Below are 18,722 nucleotides of genomic sequence, written 5' to 3'. Positions count from 1 at the left end.
TGTTCGCGCTTTGATCCCGCCATCGCCCGCCGCCCCGACCCTCCCCGAGGACCCTCTCGCCGGGCTCAATGCCGAGCAGCGCCGGGCGGTCGAGCATGGCGCTTCTCCCCTGCTGGTCATCGCCGGGGCCGGCTCCGGCAAGACCGCGACCCTGGCGCATCGCGTCGCGCATCTCGTCCGGCAGGGCGCCGATCCGATGCGCATCCTGCTGCTGACCTTCTCGCGCCGGGCGGCCGCCGAGATGACCCGCCGGGTCGAGGGGCTGGCGGCCACCGCCCTGGGCGCGCGCGGGCCCCTGCCCGGCCTGCTGCCCTGGGCCGGCACCTTCCACGCCATCGGCGCGCGGCTGCTGCGCGACCATGCGCTGCAGATCGGGCTGGACCCCGCCTTCACCCTGCATGACCGCGAGGATTCCGCCGACCTGATGAACCTGGTCCGGCACGAGCTGGGCTTTTCCAGGACCGAGAAGAGATTCCCGACCAAGGCCACTTGCCTCGCCATCTATTCGCGCTGCGTCAATGCCGAGGCGCCGCTGGACGTCGTGCTGCCGACCCACTTCCCCTGGTGCGCCGACTGGGGCACGCAACTGAAAGAAATCTTCGCCGGCTATGTCGAGGCGAAGCAGCGGGAAGCAACGCTCGATTACGACGACCTGCTGCTCTACTGGGCGCAGATGATGGCCGAGCCGCACCTGGCCGCCGCGCTGTCGCGCCGCTTCGACCATGTGCTGGTCGACGAATACCAGGACACCAACCGGCTGCAGGCCTCGATCCTGCGGGGGCTGAAGCCGGACGGCCAGGGCGTCACCGTGGTCGGCGACGACGCCCAGTCGATCTATGCCTTTCGCGCGGCCACCGTCAGAAACATCCTGGATTTTCCGGGGCTGTTCGAGCCGCCGGCGACCATCATCGCGCTGGAGCGCAACTACCGCTCCACCCAGCCGGTGCTGGCGGCGGCCAATGCGGTGATCGCGCTGAGCCCCGAGCGCCATGCCAAGACGCTGTGGACCGACCGCCCCGGCGAGGCGCTGCCGCTGCTGATGGGCGTGCGCGACGAGGCCGACCAGGCCCGCTACGTGGCGGAAAGGCTGCTGGCCAACCGCGAGGCGGGGATGCGGCTGAAGCAGCAGGCGGTGCTGTTCCGCACCGGCAGCCATAGCGGCCCGCTGGAGATCGAGCTGACCCGGCGCAATATCCCCTTCAAGAAGTTCGGCGGGCTGAAGTTCCTCGAGGCCTCGCATGTGAAGGACCTGCTGGCGCTGCTGCGCTTCGTCGAGAACCCGCGCGACCGCATCGCCGGCTTCCGGGTCCTGCAGCTGCTGCCCGGCATCGGCCCGGCCTCGGCGCAGCGGGTGCTGGAGGGGATGACGCCGGCGGTCGATCCGATCGGCGCGCTGGCCACCCTGCCGACCCCGCCGCGGGCCGGCGGCGCCTGGCAGGATTTCGTCGCCCTGGTGACGGCGCTGCGCCGCAATCCGACGGGCTGGCCGCAGGATCTGGAGCTCGCCCGCCACTGGTATGAGCCGCATCTGCAGCGGATGCACGAGGATGCCACGATGCGCCGCGCCGATCTGGTGCAGCTCGGCCAGGTGGCGCAGGGCTATCCGTCGCGCGGCCGCTTCCTGGCCGAGCTGACCCTCGACCCGCCGGATGCCACCAGCGGCCAGGCCGGCGTGCCGCTGCTGGACGAGGATTACGTCACCCTCTCCACCATCCATTCCGCCAAGGGGCAGGAATGGCGCGCGGTCTTCCTGCTGAACCTGGTCGATGGCTGCATCCCCTCCGACCTCGGCACCGGGGAGGCCGAGGCCTTGGAAGAGGAACGCCGCCTGCTCTACGTCGCCATGACCCGGGCGAAGGAGGAGCTGCAGCTGCTGGTGCCGCAGCGCTTCTTCACCGCCGGGCAGAACGCGCTGGGCGACCGGCATGTCTATGCCAGCCGCAGCCGCTTCATTCCCCCGGCCCTGCTGCCGCTGTTCGAGCGCGGCTGGTGGCCTGCCGCCTCGGACGAGCCGCGCCCGGCGGCCGAGGCGCTGCGCCTCGACCTGACCGCGAAGATGCGGGCGATGTGGCGCTGAGCCTCAGGCCAGTGCTTCCAGCAGCCGGTCGATTTCTGCCTCGCTGTTGTAGTAGTGCGGCGAGGCGCGGACCAGTATCGGCAGCTGCCGCGCCTCGGCGTCCAGCAGCGTGCTGCCGGGGCTGGAGGTGCTGAGATTGATTCCCTGCGCCGCCATGGCCGCCTTCACGGTGTCGGCGGCGCGCCCTTCCAGACTGAAGGAAACGATGGCGGCGGGGTGCGGCCCGAGGTCATGCACCCGCGCCCCGGGGATCGTCGCCAGCCCGTCGCGCAGCCGCGTGCTCAGCAGCCGGCACCGGTCCGCGATATTCTCCAGGCCGACCTCCAGCGCGTAATCCACCGCGACGCCGAGGCCGAGCCGCGCGGCATAATTGTTCTCCCAGCTCTCGAAGCGGCGGGCATCCTCGCGCAGGGTGTATTCGCCGGGGGCGGTCCAGGGCGCGGCGGCATGGTCGATCATCACCGGCTGCATCCGCCGCAGCCAGTCGCGGCGAACGTAGAGGAACCCTGTGCCGCGTGGCCCGCGCAGGAACTTGCGGCCGGTCGCCGAGAGCATGTCGCAGCCGATCGCCTCGACATCGACCGGCATCTGCCCCACCGCCTGGCAGGCATCCAGCAGATAGGGAATGCCATGGGCGCGGGCGATGCGGCCAACCGCCGCGGCCGGGTTGACCAGCCCGCCATTGGTCGGCACCCAGGTGATGGCGATCAGTGCCACCCGGTCGTCGATCATCGCCTCCAGCGCCGCCGGGTCCAGCACGCCGGCCGCATCATCGGGGATGACCTCGATGGTGATCCCCTTGCGCTGTGCCATCTGCAGGAAGGCGACGTAGTTGGCGGCATATTCCGCCCGCGCCGTCAGGATCCGCGCGCCGGGCCGGAGGGGGATGGATTCCATCAACGAATAGAAAGCCATCTGCCAGGCGACGGTGGCGTTCTCGACCAGGGCGATCTCGTCGCGTGCGGCATTCACCAGCCGCGCCACGCTGTCATAGACCCTGTCCAGGTCGGCTGCCCGCTCGGCCGCCGCCTCGTAGCCGCCGATCTCGGCCTCGCGCTGCAGGTAGCCGGTCATGGCCTGCAGCACGGGAGCGGGCATCAGCGCCGCGCCGGCATTGTTCAGGTGGATGCGATGGGCGACGCCGGGGGTCTCGGCGCGCAGGCGGGCCAGATCGATCACGCGGTTTCCTGCTCGGCTGGGAGGGCGGGCAGGCTAGCAGCCGGGTGCCGCCGCACAAGCGCAGGTTTGACGCGGTCAAACCTCAGGCCGGATGTTGCGGGGGCGCGATTGTTGTGCATGCCTCCCCATCTTTTCACAGCATCCTGTGAATTTTTGTGTCGATCCGGCCTTCCCGGCGGCGAGGCATCAGCGTAACACCCCCGCCACAGCATGCTTGCTCAAATCTTCACATCCAGGGGGAGAGCCTCTTGAGCGCGAACAGCTACAAGGTCTGTGTCGTCGGCCTCGGCTCGATGGGCATGGGCGCGGCGAAGTCCTGCATCGCCGCCGGTCTCGCCACCTATGGCGTCGATCTGAACCCCGCCGCCTGCCAGGCGCTGCGCGAGGCCGGGGCGGAAGCCGCCGGCGCCGACACCGCGGGCTTTGCCGGCGAGCTCGACGGCGTGCTGCTGCTGGTGGTCAATGCCGCCCAGTGCCGCGCCGTGCTCTTCGGCGAGAACGGGCTGGCGGCGAAGCTCCGCCCCGGCACCGGCGTCATGGTCTCGGCCACCATCTCCGCCGCCGATGCCCGCGAGATCGCCCAGGGCCTGGCCGAGCGCGGGCTGCTGATGCTCGACGCCCCGGTCTCCGGCGGCGCGGTGAAGGCGGCGGCCGGGCAGATGACGGTGATGGCCTCGGGCTCGTCCGAGGCCTTCGGGAAGCTCAAGCCCGTCCTCGATGCCGTCGCCGGCAAGGTCTATACCATCGGCGAGGAGATAGGCCTCGGCGCCACGGTCAAGATCATCCACCAGCTGCTGGCCGGCGTGCATATCGCGGCCGGCGCCGAGGCGATGGCGCTGGCGGCACGCGCCGGCATTCCGCTCGACACCATGTACGAGGTGGTGACCAACGCCGCCGGCAACAGCTGGATGTTCGAGAACCGCATGAAGCATGTGGTGGATGGCGACTACACGCCGCATTCGGCGGTCGACATCTTCGTCAAGGACCTGCGGCTGGTGACCGAGACGGCGCTGTCGCTGGGCTTCCCGCTGCCGCTGGCCAGCACCGCCTACACCATGTTCGCCAATGCCAGCAATGCGGGCTTCGGGCGCGAGGATGATGCCGCGGTCATCAAGACCTTCGCCGGCATCACCCTGCCCGGGAAGAAGGAGCAGTGAGCATGCGTCTGGGCGTCATCGCCGACGACTTCACCGGGGCGACCGACATCGCCGGCTTCCTGGTGGCCAACGGGCTGCGCACGGTGCAGCTGAACGACGTGCCGCCGGCCGACCTGCAGGTCGAGGCCGATGCGGTGGTGATCAGCCTGAAGACCCGCTCCTGCCCGGTGCAGCAGGCGGTGGAGGAGAGCCTGGCGGCGCTCGCCTGGCTGCAGGCGCGGAACTGCCCGCAATTCTTCTTCAAGTACTGCTCGACCTTCGACAGCACGGCCAAGGGGAATATCGGCCCGGTGACCGACGCCCTGCTGGCCGAGTTGGGCGAAGATTTCACCGTGATCTGCCCGGTGCTGCCGGTGAATGGCCGGACGATCTTCAACGGCTATCTCTTCGTCAACGGCGTGCCGCTGGATGAATCCGGCATGCGCCACCATCCCGTCACGCCGATGACCGACGCCAATGTCATGCGCCTGATGGACGCCCAGTCCCAGGGCAAGACCGGCAATGTTTCTTACCGCGTCATGGACCAGGGCGCCGAGGCCGTCCGCGCCGCGCTGGCGGAGCTGAAGTCCAAGGGCTTCCGCTATGCGGTCCTCGATGCGCTGAGCGACGCGCATCTGGTGGTGATGGGCCAGGCGGTGGCCGAGATGAAGCTGGTCACCGGCGGCTCGGGCCTGGCCGACGGCATGGCCCGCGCCTGGGCCCAGGCTTCCACGGGCGCCGGCGATGCCGCGGCCGCCGCCGCCGAGGGCCGCCCGCCCAGGGGCCGCGCCATCATCCTCTCGGGCTCCTGCTCGCAGATGACCAATGCCCAGGTCGCCGCCTATCGCGCCGAGGCGCCGTCGCTGGCAATCGACGTGGCGCGCTGCATCGACGATGCCGGCTATGCGCAGGAACTCGCCGACTGGGTGCTGGCCCAGGCGCAAGGCGGCCTGGCCCCGCTGGTCTTCGCCACCCAGCCGCCGGAAGAGCTGAAGAAGCTGCAGCAGAAGTATGGCGCGGCCGAGTCCAGCGAGGCGGTCGAGCGCACCTTCGGGGCGCTGGCGCAGAAGCTGGAGGCGGCGGGCTTCGACCAGTTCATCGTTGCCGGCGGCGAGACCTCGGGCATCGTGACCCAGTCGCTGGGCATCGGCGGCTTCCATATCGGCCCGCAGATCGCCCCGGGCGTGCCCTGGGTGCGCGCGGTGGAGAAGCCGCTGTCGCTGGCGCTGAAGTCGGGGAATTTCGGCCAGGAGCGCTTCTTCTTCGACGCGCAGAACCTGGCCGGCTGAGGAGACGGACCCATGCCGCGTTTCGCCGCCAACCTGTCGATGATGTTCACCGAGCATGCCTTCCTGGATCGCTTCGCCGCGGCCTCGGCCGCCGGCTTCAAGGCGGTCGAGTTTCTTTTCCCGTACGAGCACCCGCCGGAAGTGGTCGCCGAGAAGCTGACGAGCGCCGGCCTGACCCAGGCGCTGTTCAACATGCCGCCCGGCGACTGGGCGGCGGGCGAGCGCGGCATGGCCGCCATCCCCGGCCGCGAGCAGGAATTCCGCGACAACGTCGCGACGGCCCTCACCTATGCCAAGGCGCTGGGCTGCAGGACGCTGCACGCCATGTCCGGCATCACCACGGGCCTGGACCGCGCCGCCTGCGAAGCCACCTTCGTGGCGAACTTCCAGTATGCCGCCGACCAGCTGGTGCCACATGGCATCACCCTGCTGGTCGAGCCGATCAACAGCCGCAACATGCCCGGCTATTTCATCGCCCATCAGCTGGACGCCGTGGCGCTGGTCGAGCGGGTGAACCGCCCGAATGTCGCGGTGCAGCTCGACCTGTACCACGCGCAGATCATGGATGGCGACCTGACCCGGCTGATCGAGAAGATGGCCGGCAAGTTCGCCCATGTGCAGATCGCCTCCGTCCCCGAGCGGCACGAGCCGGATGAGGGCGAGCTGAACTACCCGCACCTGTATAACGTGCTGGACAAGGCCGGCTACCAGGGATGGATCGGCTGCGAATACAACCCGCGCGGCGAGACCACCGCCGGCCTGTCCTGGTTCGCGCCCTACAAGGCCGGCTAAGCCAGAAGAATGATTCCCGCCGAACGTCAGACGCTCATCGTCGCGCGCCTCACCGGGCGCGGGGTGCTGAGCATCGCCGAGCTGACCGAGCTGCTCGGCGTCTCGCATATGACGGTGCGGCGGGACATCCAGCAGCTGGAGCGCGAGGGCCGCGTCATGTCGGTCGCCGGCGGCGTCCGCCTGCCGGAGAAGATCTCCGTCGAGCCCTCGCACATCGCCAAGGCGGTGATGGCGCATGGCGAGAAGGCGGCGATCGGCCGGCTGGCGCTGTCGCTGGTGCCGCCCGGCGCCGTCATCTATCTCGACGCCGGCACCACGACGCTGGAGATCGCGCAGGGCCTCGCGGCGCGCGACGACGTGGCCGTGGTCACCAATGACTTCGTCATCGCGGCCTTCCTGTCGCGCGAGAGCCAGTGCCGCCTCTACCACACCGGCGGCGAGGTCGAGCGCGAGAACCAGTCCTGCGTCGGCGACCCGGCGGCCGAGGCGATCCGCCGCTTCAACTTCGACATCGCCTTTATCTCCACCTCCTCCTTCGGGCTGCGCGGCGTCTCGACGCCGTCCGAGAACAAGGTGGCGGTGAAGCGCGCCATCGCGCAGAGCGCCGCGCGCAGCATCCTCGTCACCGACAGCAGCAAGTACGGGCGGATCGGCACCTTCAACGCCGTGCCGCTGGAGGCGCTGTCGGCCATCGTCATCGATTCCGGCCTGCCGGACAGCGTTCGCACGGCGATCCGCGCCCGCGGCATCGCGCTGCACATCGCCGAGCCGGACACCGTCTCTTCGAGGGAACTCACCGCATGAAGATCATCGTCACCGGCGGCGCCGGCTTCCTCGGCAGCCGCGTCATCCGTTCGCTGCTGGCCGCGCAGGAAGCCGGCATGCCGGGCCTGCCGGGCTTCGATAGCATCGTCTCGGTCGATCTCGCCCCCTGCCCGATCACCGATCCGCGCGTCACCTCGCTGACCGGCGACATTGCCGATGCCGGCTTCGCCGAGACGATCATCGACGCCGACACAGCGGCCGTCTATCACCTGGCGGCCGTCCTCAGCGGCGGCTCGGAGACCGCTTTCGACCTGGCCATGCGGGTCAATGTCGACGGCACCCGCGCCCTGCTGGAGGCCGCGCGCAAGGGCGGCGCCGTGCCGCGCTTCATCTTCACCAGCTCGCTCGCCGTCTATGGCGGCCCGATGCCGGCGGTGGTGCCGGAGGAGCTCGGCCTGCAGCCGGCCAGCACCTATGGCGCGCAGAAGGCGATCGGCGAGTTCCTGGTCAACGACTATTCCCGCAAGGGCTTCGTCGATGGCCGCGTCTGCCGCCTGCCGACCATCGTGGTGCGGCCGGGCAAGCCGAACTCGGCGGCCTCGTCCTTCGCCTCGGGCATCATCCGCGAGCCGCTTTCCGGCGTCGCCTCCAATTGCCCGGTGCCGGTCTCGACGAAAATGTGGCTGTCCTCGCCGGACACCACGGTGAAGAACCTGGTCCACGCCATCACCGTCGAGGGCGCCAAGATCGGGCAGTGGCGCACGCTGAACCTGCCGGGCATTTCCGTCACCGTGCAGGAGATGCTGGACAGCCTGGAGCGGGTCGGCGGCGCTGCCGCCCGCGCGCTCGTCACCCAGGAGCCGGAGCAGCGCGTCATCGACATCGTCTGCTCCTGGCCCGGCGATTTCGAGGTCAGCCGCCCGCTGGCCCTCGGCTTCATCCGCGACGCCGATTTCGATTCCGCCGTGCGCCAGTACAAGGCGGAGTTCGTCGGCTGATCGCTGCCTGAATCCATGACTGCCCCCCGCCGGGCGCCGGGCCCGGCGGGGAACTGAAGAAGCCTGGAGACTACCATGAACGCTGCCGCCACCGCGGTCGGCCCCGGGGCCATTGTCGGCCTCGTCTTCGCCATCCTGCTGCTCATCGCCCTGGTGCTGAAGACCAAGGTGCACGCCATCGTCGCCCTGGTGATCGCCGCCTCGATCGCCGGCCTTTCCGCCGGCATGGCGCCCGATGCCGTGGTGCGCTCGATCACCACCGGCTTCGGCGCGACGCTGGCCACCATCGGCCTGGTCATCGGCTTCGGCGTGATGATGGGCCGCATCCTGGAGATCTCCGGCGCCGCCGAGCGGCTGGCCATCAGCCTGGTGCGCTGGCTGGGCGAGAAGAAGGAGGACTGGGCGATGATGGCCACCGGCTACATCGTCTCGATCCCGATCTTCTGCGACAGCGCCTTCGTCATCCTCAACCCGCTGGTCCGCGCGCTCGCCAAGAACACCGGCCGCTCGGTGCTGACGCTGGGCATCGCGCTCGCCGGCGGCCTGATGCTGACCCATCATGCGGTGCCGCCGACGCCAGGCCCGCTGGGGGCGGCCGGCATCTTCAACATCGATATCGGCCTGATGATCTTCTGGGGCGTGGTGCTGACGCTGCCCGCCACCTTCATGATCATCCTCTATGCCCGCACCATGGGCCCGAGGATCGAGGCGATGATCGAGCGCGAGACCGGCGAGGCGCTGAGCACCGCCAGCAGCGCCGAGGCTTTCGCCGAGTTCAAGCGCAACGCCGCCGAGCGGGAGAAGGCGCTGCCGCCGCTGTGGCTGTCGATGCTGCCGATCCTGGTGCCGATCCTGCTGATCTTCGTCAACACCGTGGTCGCCGGCATCGTCGGCAGCAACGCGGCGCTGAAGTCCAGCCTGATCGTCCAGCTCTGCGCCTTCATCGGCAACCCGGTGATCGCCGTCGGCATCGGCGTGATCATCGCCGTCTATGGTCTGGCCGGCCGGCTGTCGCAGCACGACACCACGACCGAGCTGGAGAAGGGCATCGAGGCGGCCGGCATCATCATGCTGGTCACCGGCGCCGGCGGCGCGCTGGGCGCGGTGCTGCGCGATTCCGGCACCGGCACCTATATCGGCCAGTGGGTGGCGACGCTGCCGCTGCCGGCGGTGCTGATCCCCTTCGTCATCGCCACGCTGGTGCGCCTGATCCAGGGCAGCGGCACGGTGGCGATGATCACCGGCGCCTCGATCTCGGCGCCGATCCTGGCGCAGATCCCGGATGTGAACCTGGTCTTCGCCGCCCAGGCCGCCTGCATCGGCTCGATGGTCTTCGGCTATTTCAACGACAGCTACTTCTGGGTGATCAACCGCATCCTCGGCGTGAAGAGCGCCAAGCACCAGATGCTGACCTGGTCGATCCCGAGCACCATCGGCTGGGCCACCTCGCTGGTGACCCTGCTGGTGCTGAACGCCCTCTTCGGCTGATCCCGCGGCGGGGCGCAGGCTGCGCCCCGCCCTTTCCCCTCCCCTGCAGGGACCCTGCCCATGACCGAGTCCGAACTCCGCGACCTTCTCGTCGAACTCGGCGCCAGCCTGTTCGCGCGGGGCTATTCCGTCGGCAGCGCCGGCAATATCAGCGTCCGTCTGCCGGACGGCTACCTGATGACGCCGACCAATTCCTCGCTCGGCCGGCTGCAGGCCGACCGGATCAGCAAGCTGGACGGGAACTGGAACCATATCGGCGGCGACAAGCCCTCGAAGGAGGTCTTCATGCACCGCGCCGTGCTCACCGCGCGGCCCGAGGCCGGGGCGGTGGTCCATCTGCATTCGACGTATGCCACCGCCATCGGCTGCCTCGCCGCCCCCGGCGAGAGCGCGCCGATCCCGCCGCTGACGCCCTATTTCGTCATGCGCGTCGGTCGCAGTCTGCCGGTGATCCAGTATTACCGCCCGGGCGACGGCGCCATGGAGCGCGAGATCCACGAGGCTGCCAAGGGCGCGCGCGCCATGCTGCTGGCCAATCACGGCCCGGTGGTCTCCGGCAAGAGCCTGGTCGATGCCGTCTATGCCGCCGAGGAACTCGAGGAATCGGCGAAGCTGGCGCTGATGCTGCGCGGCCAGCCGGCGCGCGCGCTGACCGCGGCCCAGGTCGAGGACCTGCTCAGCACCTTCGGCTGACCCGCCGCGCGGACGCAGAAAAGCCCCGGCGCCAGGCGGCGCCGGGGCTTTTCTGCGCGCCGGCCTCAGGCGTCGCGATGGCGCGCCAGCAATGCCGGCTGCAGCAGCTTGCCCGGATTCATGATGTTGCGCGGATCGAAGCACTGCTTCAGCCGCGCCATCATCTCCATCTCCAGGTCGCTCTTGTAATGCGCCAGCTCGGCGATGCGCAGCCGGCCGACACCATGCTCGGCGGTGATCGAGCCGCCGAGGCCGATGACGATGTCATGCACGATGCGGTTCACCTCGGGCAGGTAGGACTGCCACAGGGCAACGTCCCCGCCTTCCGCCTGGATCGGGTTGTAGTGGATATTGCCGTCGCCCAGATGGCCGAAGCCGAAGGAGCGGATGCCGGGGAAGCGCGCCGCCAGCGCCGCATCGGCCTCGGCGATGAAACGCGGCACCTGCGACACCGGCACCGAGACGTCGTGCTTGTAGGAGGCACCCTCCAGCCGCTGGCCTTCCGGCGCGCCCTCGCGAATGCGCCACAGGGCCGCCGCCTGCTCGGCCGAGGCGGCCAGGGTGCCGTCCAGCACCTCCCCGGCCTCGATGCCGGCTTCCAGCACCGCCAGCAGCCGTTGGCGCAGGCCTTCCTCGTCGCCCTGGGCGTTCAGCTCGACCAGGATGTACCAGTCGTAGCGCGTCGCCAGCGGATCGGCGATGCGGCTGTTGTGGCGCATGGCGATGTCGAGGCAGCGGCGCTCCATCAGCTCGAAGGTGGTGATGTTCTCGCCGAGGTGTTTCCGCGCGCGCCGCAGCCAGGCCACCGCATGCGCCGGGTCCGGCACCGCCAGGAAGGCCGTCGCGCTGGCCGGCGTCTGCGGCAGCAGGCGCAGCGTCGCCGCGGTGATGATGCCGAGCGTGCCCTCGGCGCCGATGAACAGCTGCTTCAGGTCATAGCCGGCACTGTCCTTGCGCAGGCCCCGCAGCCCGTCCCAGACGCGGCCATCGGGCAGCACGACTTCGAGGCCCAGCACCAGCCCGCGCGCCGTGCCGTAGCGCAGCGCCTGCACGCCGCCGGCATTGGTCGAGAGATTGCCGCCGATCTGGCAGCTGCCCTCGGCGCCGAGGCTCAAGGGGAACAGCCGCCCGGCCTCGGCGGCCGCCTGCTGGATGGTCGCCAGCACGCAGCCCGCATCGACGGTGATGGTATCGTTGTCGAGATCGATCGCCCGGATCTTCTGCATCCGTGACGTGGAAAGAATAATCTCGGAATTGTCGGCATGCGGCTGGCTGGCGCCGGTCAGGCCGGTATTGCCGCCCTGCGGCACGATCGGCGTGCCGGTCGCCGCGCAGATCGCGACGACCGCCGCCATCTGGGCCGTGTCCGCCGGCATCACCACCGCCGGCACCGCGCCGGTCCAGTTGTCGCGCCAGGCCACCAGATGCGGCTGCTTGGCCGCCGCCTCGGTGATGAGGCCGCGCTCGCCGACGATGGCGCGGATCGGCGCCAGGACGTCGCGCTCGAAGCGCGCGGGGTCGCGCAGCAGGCCCTGACCGGCGGCCGGGTCGTGGTGGTCGGGCATGCCGTTCTTCTCCCTGCGGCGTCATCGCCGGAGCATGCGACCGGCCCGGCGGCGGCATCTTCTGACCGGGGCGCCCGGGTGGCAAAGCGCTGGCCGGGCATAACAGCTATATCGATCCGGTTATGGTCCGGCGGCCACGGCCTCGCCGCGATGCTTCAGCCGCGAACCATCCGGGTTGCGGGTGGTGCCGCGCAGCACGTCGAGCGGCACCAGCCGCTCCACCTCCTCCTGCAGGATCGCCATGGTGGCGCGGGCCAGCGGCGTCACCGGCTTGTTCGCCGGCGTCGCGATCACCAGCAGCGCCCGCACCGCCGAGGAGCGGAAGGGCCGCACCCGCAGCCGGCCATCGCGCACCTCGCGATGCACGGCGCCGAAGGGCAGCACGGTCGGGCCGACGCGGCGCTCGACCAGCTGCTTCAGGGCGGCGACGCAATCCACCTCGGTCAGCACGCGCGGGCGGACGCCCTCGGCGGCGCAGGCGGCATCCAGCACCCGGCGCAGCCCGTTCTCCGGCCCCGGCAGCACGCAGTCGCGCCCCGCCAGCTCCACCAGCGAGACCGGGCCGCGCGGCGCCTCGGTCCCCGCCTCGACCGGCGGCTCGATGAGGAAGAGGTCTTCCAGCAGCAGCGGGGTCGCGATCAGGCTGGGGCTGCTGCGCGCGTCGTAGAGCACGGCCAGGTCGATGCGCGCCGCCTCGCTCCATTCCAGCAGCACGGCGCTGAAGGCCTCGCGGATGCGCAGGCGGGCGCGGGGAAAGGCCGCGGCGAAGCGCAGCGCCAAATCGGCCCCCATGCTGGCGGAGAGCGAGGGCGGAATGCCCAGCGTGACGCTGCCGGTCGCATCCAGCGCGCCGGTCGACAGCTCCTCCCGCACATCGGCCAGCTGCTGCACGACGCCCTGGGCGACCGCGAGGAAGCGCCGGCCGGGCTCGGTCAGCGACACGCCGCGGCCATGGCGGTAGAAGAGCTCCCGCCCGAGCGAGGCCTCCAGGCTGCCGATCTGCCGGCTCAGCGCCGGCTGGCTGACGCCCAGGCGAACGGCGGCGCGCGACAGGCTGCCGGCGGCGGCGGTCTCCAGGAAATAGCGGATCTCGAGCAGATCCATGGACGCCTTCCCCCTGTTGTCGCGCAGCCTAGGCCGCGGGGGCAGCCCTGCCAATCCGGTTATAGCTCTTATCCGGCGCCCTGCATTTCCCCCCGGCCGACGGCTGCTATCCTTCCGGCCAGGGGAACGGTCCAGGGGAAGGCGCATGGCCTCGTCGCCATTGAGCAGCATGAGCTACCAGTATCTGGCCGCGCAGCAGGCCGCCTATGCGCGCGACCCTGGCTCGGTCGAGCCCGGCTGGCGCGTGCTGCTGCAGGTGCTGGAGGAGCTCGAGGCCGGCTCTCCCCCCGGCGATGGCGCGGCGCGCGCGCTGGAGGAATGGCGCGCCCGCGGCCATCTGCGCGCCTGGCTGGACCCGCTGTCGCCCCGCCCGGCGCCCGCGGCCGACCCGCTGGAAGCCTGCTACACCGGCAGCCTGGCGGTGGAGACCGCGCATATCGACGATGCCGCCCGCCGCGCCTGGCTGGTCGCCGCCGTCGAGCGCGGCGCGGGCCTGCCGCCGCCGGCCGAGCCGCGCGCATTGCTGCAGGCCCTGGCCGAGGCGCAGGAATTCGAGGCCTTCCTGGCGCTGAAATTCCCCACCAAGAAGCGCTTCGGCGCCGAGGGGGCGGAGGCGCTGCTGCCGCTGCTCAGGCGCCTGCTGGAACAGGCCGCCGCCGCCGGCGTCACCCGCGCGGTGATTGGCACCATGCATCGCGGCCGGCTGTCGATCATGGCCAATTTGCTGGGCCGCCCGCTGGCGCGGATGCTGGCCGAGATCAAGGGCGCCCACCCCTTCCCCGCCGATGCGCCGCGCGCCGGCGACGTGCCCTATCACCTGGGCGATGATGTCGAGCTTGCCTTCGGCGGCCGCAGCCTCCGCGTGACGCTGCTGGCCAACCCGTCGCATCTGGAGGCGGTCGATCCGCTGGTGCTGGGCCGCGCCCGCGCCGCGCAGGATGCCCTGGGCAACAGCGACAGCGTGCTGCCGATCCTGCTGCACACCGATGCCGCCGTGATCGGCCAGGGTGTCGTCGCCGAATGCATCCAGCTCGGCGGGCCGGCGGGGTACTCGGTCGGCGGCGCGGTGCATGTCGTGGTCAACAACCAGATCGGCTTCACCACCGAGGCCGAGGAAGGCCGCACCTCGCGCCATTGCACCGGCGCCTGGAAGGCGGTGGATGCCGCCATCCTGCATGCCAATGGCGACGACCCCGAGGCGGTGGCGCGGGCCGCCGACATCGCGCTCGCCTGGCGCCAGGCGCAGCGGGCGGATGCGGTGATCGACCTGGTCTGCTACCGCCGCAACGGCCATAACGAGATCGACGAGCCCGGCTTCACCCAGCCCGGCCTCTATGCCCGGATCGCCGCGCATCCGCCGGTGCTGGAGTCCTTTGCCGCGACGCTGCAGCAGCGCGGGATCGTCACCGCCGACGCGGTTCCGGCCCTGCTGGACGCGGCGCGGGCGAAGCTTCAGGCCGGCTATGCCGAGGCCGCGTCCTTCCGCAGCAATGCGAGCGGCTATGCCCCCCGGCCGCCGGCGCGCGCCGAGGACAGCGGCGTGGAGGCGCCACTCCTGCAGCGCATCGCCGACCATCTGGCCGCGGTGCCGGAGGGCGCCACGCTGCATCCGCGCATGCCGCGCATCCTGAAGCAGCGCGCGCTCGACCCCGCCGGCATCCCCTGGCCCGCCGCCGAGGCGCTGGCCTTCGGCAGCCTGCTGCTGCAGGGCGTGCCGGTGCGGCTGTCCGGGCAGGATGTGGTGCGCGGCGCCTTCTCGCACCGGCATTTCCGGCTGACCGACCGCGAGACCGGGACGCGCCATGTCGGGCTGGACGGGCTCGACGCCGCGCAGGCGCGCTTCGCCGCCCATAACAGCCCGCTGTCGGAATATGCCGTGCTGGGCTTCGAATACGGCTACAGCCTGGAGCGGCCCGAGGCGCTGGTGATCTGGGAGGCGCAGTTCGGCGACTTCGCCAATGGCGCGCAGATCGTCATCGACCAGTTCGTCGCCGCGGCCGAGGAGAAATGGTGCGGCGCCTCGCGGCTGGTGCTGCTGCTGCCGCATGGGCTGGAAGGCCAGGGGCCGGAACATTCCTCCGCCCGTCTAGAACGTTTTCTGCAATTGGCGGCGGGCGACAACATGCGCATCGCCAATCCCTCGACCCCGGCGAACTATTTCCACATGCTGCGCGAGCAGGGGTTGGGCCGGCATGACCGGCCGCTGGTGGTGATGAGCCCGAAGAAGCTGCTGCGCCTGCCCGCCGCGCTGTCGCCGCTCGACGCCTTCCTGCCCGGCGCGGCCTTCCAGCCGGTGATCGCCGACGTGCCAGCGGATGCGGCAAAGATCCTGCTCTGCAGCGGCAAGATGGCCTATGAGCTGGAGGAGGAAAGGGCGGCGACCGGTGCGCCGGTCGGCATCGTCCGGCTGGAGCAGCTCTATCCTTTCCCCGCCGAAGCCCTCGCCGCCATCCTGCGGCGGCACCCGCAGGCGAGCCTCGCCTGGGTGCAGGAGGAGCCGGAGAATATGGGCGCCTGGCGCTGGCTCGACCGCCACATCGAGGCGCTGGCCGCGGCGAACGGCGTGGCGCGGCCGCGTCCGGCCTATTACGGTCGCCCGGCCTCGGCCTCGCCGGCCGGCAGCTTCCACGGCGCGCATGACGCCGAGCAGCGCGCCATCGTCGAGGCCGCCTTCGCCCGGATCACCCCCCGCCAGGAAGCCGCCGAATGAGCACCATCCTTGCCGGCCTGCGCCTCGTCGAGGTCAGCGCCTTCATCGCAGCACCCCTCGGCGGCATGACCCTGGCGCAGCTCGGCGCCGAGGTCATCCGCATCGACCCGATTGGCGGCAATATCGACTACCGCCGCTGGCCGCTGGCGCCCTCGGGACGCAGCCTCTACTGGGCCAGCCTCAATCGCGGCAAGCGCTCGATCGCGCTGGCGCTCAACAAGCCCGAGGGCCAGGAGATCGCGCGTGCGCTGATCACCGCCCCCGGGCCCGATGCCGGCTTCCTGCTGACCAACCTGCCGGCCAGCGGCTGGATGAGCCACCAGGCGCTCTCCGCCGCCCGCGCCGACCTGATCATGCTGCGGCTGACCGGGCATTTCGACGGCAGCGCCGCGGTGGATTACACGGTGAACTGCGCCTCCGGCTTCCCGATGGCCACCGGCAGCGGCGAGACCCCGGTCAACCATGTGCTGCCCGCCTGGGATATCGCCGCCGGCCTGTATCTGTCGACCGGCCTGCTCGCCGCCGAACGCGCCCGCCGGCGCGACGGGCAGGGCCGCGAGGTGACGCTGGCGCTGTCCGACGTGATGCTCGCCAGCGTCGGCAATCTCGGCTACCTCGCCGATGTCGCCGTCAACAACAATGTCCGTGGCCCGATGGGCAACGACCTCTATGGCGCGCTCGGCCGCGACTTTCCGACCAGCGACGGGCGGCGGATCATGATCGTCGCCATTTCCAACCGGCAGTGGCGCGCCATCGGCAAGGCGACCGGCCTGGCCGAGCGGCTGGCGATGATCGGGCCGATGATGGAGGTCGATCTCGACACCGAGGGCGGCCGCTTCCACGCCCGCGGCGCCATTTTTGCCCTGTTGGAATCCTGGTGCGCCACGCGGACGCTGTCGGAGATCGCGGCCGCCTTCGAGGGCAGCGGCGTGCTCTGGGGCCCCTACCAGGATTTCGGCCAGCTGCTGGCCGAGGATCCGCGCTGCAGCACCGCCAATCCGATGTTCGCCGAGATCGACCAGCCGGGCGCCGGGCGCGTGCTGGCACCGGGCACGCCGCTGGCCTTCACCGGCGGCGAGCGGCAGCCCCCGGCGCCGGCGCCGGCCCTGGGCCAGGACAGCGACGCGGTGCTGGCCGAGGTGCTCGGGCTGTCTTCAGCCGCCATCGGCAAGCTGCATGATGCCGGCATCGTCGCCGGCCCCCTCCCCGACGCCGCCTGAGGATTCCTGTCAGTCATGCCCCACGATCTGCTCGGCGGTGATCGCCTGCTTGGTTCCTGCGCCGCGCTGTTGACGGCGGCGGAGAAGCTGTTCGATGGCGCGCGCCATGCGGTCGGCGCGCTGGTGGCGCCGGGCCAGAAGCCCGATGCGGCGGCCCTGGAAAAGCACCAGTTCAGTGCGCATGCGCTGGCCTGGCAGGCCACCTATGTCGAGGCGCTGCGCCAGGCGCTGGACTGGGCCCGCCGGCTGCAGGCGACCGGCGAATTCGGCGCCGCCGAGCGCGCCATCCTGCATCTGGGCTTCGCCGAATACGGCGCGCAGCTGGCCGGCGGCATCCCGATGAGCCAGGCCGAGATGGCGCGCCCCGCCGACCTGAACCTGCCTGCCGAAGCCGTCGCCGCCTATGCCGCCGAGCCGGCGCTGGCTGCGCTGAATGACCGCGCGGCACTGGAAGCCTCGCGTCTGGCGCTGACGGCGGAGATGCTGGAAGGCCGCTTCGGCGCGCTGGCGCTGGAGGACGAGATGCTCGCCGCCATGCGCGACGAATTTCTGCGATTTGGCGCGGCCGAGATCGTGCCGCATGCGCCGGGCTGGCATGGGCGCGACGAGCTGATCCCGATGGATCTCGTCGACAAGCTGGCCGGCATGGGCGTCTTCGGCCTGACCGTGCCGGAGGCGCATGGCGGGCTTGGCCTCGGCAAGGTCGCCATGTGCCTGGTCTCCGAGGCGCTGAGCGCCGCCTATCTCGGCGTCGGCTCGCTGGGCACGCGCTCCGAGATCGCCGCCGAGCTGATCCGCCTCGGCGGCACGCCGGAGCAGCAGGAGCGCTGGCTGGCGCCGCTGGCCAGTGGCGCGGTGCTGCCCACCGCCGTCTTCACCGAGCCCAACACGGGCTCCGACCTCGGCAGCCTGCGCACGCGGGCGGTGCGCGAGGGCGATGTCTACCGCATCTTCGGCGCCAAGACCTGGATCACCCATGGATCGCGCTCCGACCTGATGACGCTGCTGGTGCGCACCGATCCGGGCAGCACCGGCTATCGCGGCCTGTCGATGCTGCTGGCCGAGAAGCCACGCGGCACTGAAGGCAATCCTTTCCCCGCGCCGGGCATGTCGGGCACCGAGATCCCGGTGCTCGGCTATCGCGGCATGAAGGAATACGAGATCTCCTTCGACGGCTTCGAGGTGCCGGTGGCCCATCTGCTCGGCGGTGTCGAGGGCCAGGGCTTCAAGCAGCTGATGGAGACCTTCGAGAGCGCCCGCATCCAGACCGCCGCCCGCGCGCTGGGCGTCGCGCAGAACGCGCTGGCGCTCGGCCTGGGCTATGCCCGCGACCGCAGCCAGTTCGGCAAGCCGATCCAGCATTTCCCGCGCGTGCATGCCAAGCTGGCGATGATGGCGACCGAGACCATGTTCGCGCGCCAGCTGGCCTATTTCGCCGCCCGCCAGAAGGATGCCGGGCGGCGCTGCGACATCGAGGCGGGCATGGCCAAGCTGCTGGCCGCGCGCATCGCCTTCGCCAATGCCGATGCCGCGCTGCAGATCCATGGCGGCAACGGCTATGCGCTGGAATATCCGATCAGCCGCGTGCTCTGCGACGCCCGCATCCTGTCGATCTTCGAAGGCGCCGCCGAGATCCAGGCGCAGGTGATCGCGCGCGGGCTGCTCGGCCGCGCCAACTGACCAGAACGGCCCGCAACGACGGGCCG

Annotated in this window: 14 protein-coding genes; 11 read left to right on the top strand and 3 right to left on the bottom strand. The window is 70.7% G+C overall.

Features of this window, described 5'->3' with window-relative positions; translation table 11 throughout:
* Positions 1-10 precede the first annotated feature (10 nt).
* Entirely contained in the window at positions 11-2,077 is a 2,067-nt protein-coding gene (locus WFI16_RS15165; RefSeq protein ID WP_419898663.1) for an ATP-dependent helicase, read from the top strand.
* 3 nt (positions 2,078-2,080) lie between these two features.
* Here WFI16_RS15165 and WFI16_RS15160 read toward each other — a convergent pair whose 3' ends face one another.
* Positions 2,081-3,256 (bottom strand): aminotransferase class V-fold PLP-dependent enzyme, encoded by a 1,176-nt coding sequence (locus WFI16_RS15160; RefSeq protein ID WP_419898662.1) that lies wholly within the window; start codon positions 3,254-3,256, stop codon positions 2,081-2,083.
* Positions 3,257-3,504: 248 nt separating this feature from the next.
* Between WFI16_RS15160 and ltnD the strand changes: the two genes are divergently transcribed.
* The 7 genes from ltnD to otnC all read left to right on the top strand — a co-directional run bounded on the left by ltnD (position 3,505) and on the right by otnC (position 10,417).
* Positions 3,505-4,413 carry an L-threonate dehydrogenase gene (gene ltnD / locus WFI16_RS15155; protein WP_419898661.1) on the top strand — a complete coding sequence of 303 codons (909 nt, stop codon included), beginning with the start codon at positions 3,505-3,507 and terminating at the stop codon, positions 4,411-4,413.
* Positions 4,414-4,415: 2 nt separating this feature from the next.
* A complete protein-coding gene (gene otnK, locus WFI16_RS15150; RefSeq protein WP_419898972.1) occupies positions 4,416-5,681 on the top strand; it encodes a 3-oxo-tetronate kinase in 1,266 nt (421 codons plus the stop codon).
* 12 nt (positions 5,682-5,693) lie between these two features.
* Positions 5,694-6,473, top strand: a complete 780-nt coding sequence (otnI, locus tag WFI16_RS15145) for a 2-oxo-tetronate isomerase (RefSeq protein WP_419898660.1) — start codon at positions 5,694-5,696, stop codon at positions 6,471-6,473.
* A 9-nt stretch (positions 6,474-6,482) separates the two neighbouring features.
* Positions 6,483-7,277, top strand: a complete 795-nt coding sequence (locus WFI16_RS15140) for a DeoR/GlpR family DNA-binding transcription regulator (protein WP_419898659.1) — start codon at positions 6,483-6,485, stop codon at positions 7,275-7,277.
* Positions 7,274-8,236: a D-erythronate dehydrogenase gene (denD, locus tag WFI16_RS15135; RefSeq protein WP_419898658.1), complete on the top strand. Its 963-nt coding sequence runs from the start codon at positions 7,274-7,276 to the stop codon at positions 8,234-8,236. The genes WFI16_RS15140 and denD overlap by 4 nt, the downstream gene beginning before the upstream one ends.
* 75 nt (positions 8,237-8,311) lie before the next feature.
* Positions 8,312-9,724 (top strand): GntP family permease, encoded by a 1,413-nt coding sequence (locus WFI16_RS15130; RefSeq protein WP_419898657.1) that lies wholly within the window; start codon positions 8,312-8,314, stop codon positions 9,722-9,724.
* Positions 9,725-9,784: 60 nt separating this feature from the next.
* Positions 9,785-10,417, top strand: coding sequence for a 3-oxo-tetronate 4-phosphate decarboxylase (gene otnC, locus WFI16_RS15125; protein WP_419898656.1), 633 nt, complete (start codon positions 9,785-9,787; stop codon positions 10,415-10,417).
* Between the two features lie 65 nt (positions 10,418-10,482).
* Here the strand turns inward: otnC and WFI16_RS15120 are convergent, their stop codons facing one another.
* Both WFI16_RS15120 and WFI16_RS15115 read right to left on the bottom strand, forming a co-directional pair.
* Positions 10,483-11,982 (bottom strand): FAD-binding oxidoreductase, encoded by a 1,500-nt coding sequence (locus WFI16_RS15120; protein WP_419898655.1) that lies wholly within the window; start codon positions 11,980-11,982, stop codon positions 10,483-10,485.
* A 120-nt stretch (positions 11,983-12,102) separates the two neighbouring features.
* Positions 12,103-13,086, bottom strand: a complete 984-nt coding sequence (locus WFI16_RS15115; RefSeq protein ID WP_419898654.1) for a LysR family transcriptional regulator — start codon at positions 13,084-13,086, stop codon at positions 12,103-12,105.
* A gap of 145 nt (positions 13,087-13,231) precedes the next feature.
* On the opposite strand from WFI16_RS15115, the gene WFI16_RS15110 reads away from it, so the two are divergent.
* Genes WFI16_RS15110 through WFI16_RS15100 form a run of 3 tightly spaced genes read left to right on the top strand, consistent with a single transcriptional unit; the run spans position 13,232 to position 18,696 of the window.
* A complete protein-coding gene (locus WFI16_RS15110; RefSeq protein WP_419898653.1) occupies positions 13,232-15,796 on the top strand; it encodes a 2-oxoglutarate dehydrogenase E1 component in 2,565 nt (854 codons plus the stop codon).
* Positions 15,793-17,016 (top strand): CoA transferase, encoded by a 1,224-nt coding sequence (locus tag WFI16_RS15105; protein WP_419898652.1) that lies wholly within the window; start codon positions 15,793-15,795, stop codon positions 17,014-17,016. The genes WFI16_RS15110 and WFI16_RS15105 overlap by 4 nt, the downstream gene beginning before the upstream one ends.
* 15 nt (positions 17,017-17,031) lie before the next feature.
* On the top strand, positions 17,032-18,696 hold the full coding sequence (locus WFI16_RS15100) for an acyl-CoA dehydrogenase family protein (RefSeq protein WP_419898651.1): 1,665 nt from the start codon (positions 17,032-17,034) through the stop codon (positions 18,694-18,696).
* Positions 18,697-18,722 lie beyond the last annotated feature (26 nt).

Origin of the sequence: Roseomonas sp. USHLN139 (assembly GCF_037145735.1) — a bacterium.
Lineage (GTDB): Bacteria > Pseudomonadota > Alphaproteobacteria > Acetobacterales > Acetobacteraceae > Pseudoroseomonas.
This window is presented reverse-complemented; position numbering and strand designations above follow the sequence as displayed.

Excerpts from the sequence above, each read along its gene's own strand:
- otnI (WP_419898660.1), top strand. The coding sequence starts at position 5,694 with ATGCCGCGTTTCGCCGCCAACCTGTCGATGATGTTCACCGAGCATGCC.
- WFI16_RS15110 (WP_419898653.1), top strand. The coding sequence starts at position 13,232 with ATGGCCTCGTCGCCATTGAGCAGCATGAGCTACCAGTATCTGGCCGCG.
- denD (WP_419898658.1), top strand. The coding sequence starts at position 7,274 with ATGAAGATCATCGTCACCGGCGGCGCCGGCTTCCTCGGCAGCCGCGTC.
- WFI16_RS15115 (WP_419898654.1), bottom strand. The coding sequence starts at position 13,086 with ATGGATCTGCTCGAGATCCGCTATTTCCTGGAGACCGCCGCCGCCGGC.
- otnK (WP_419898972.1), top strand. The coding sequence starts at position 4,416 with ATGCGTCTGGGCGTCATCGCCGACGACTTCACCGGGGCGACCGACATC.
- WFI16_RS15130 (WP_419898657.1), top strand. The coding sequence starts at position 8,312 with ATGAACGCTGCCGCCACCGCGGTCGGCCCCGGGGCCATTGTCGGCCTC.
- otnC (WP_419898656.1), top strand. The coding sequence starts at position 9,785 with ATGACCGAGTCCGAACTCCGCGACCTTCTCGTCGAACTCGGCGCCAGC.
- WFI16_RS15120 (WP_419898655.1), bottom strand. The coding sequence starts at position 11,982 with ATGCCCGACCACCACGACCCGGCCGCCGGTCAGGGCCTGCTGCGCGAC.
- WFI16_RS15100 (WP_419898651.1), top strand. The coding sequence starts at position 17,032 with ATGCCCCACGATCTGCTCGGCGGTGATCGCCTGCTTGGTTCCTGCGCC.
- WFI16_RS15105 (WP_419898652.1), top strand. The coding sequence starts at position 15,793 with ATGAGCACCATCCTTGCCGGCCTGCGCCTCGTCGAGGTCAGCGCCTTC.
- WFI16_RS15140 (WP_419898659.1), top strand. The coding sequence starts at position 6,483 with ATGATTCCCGCCGAACGTCAGACGCTCATCGTCGCGCGCCTCACCGGG.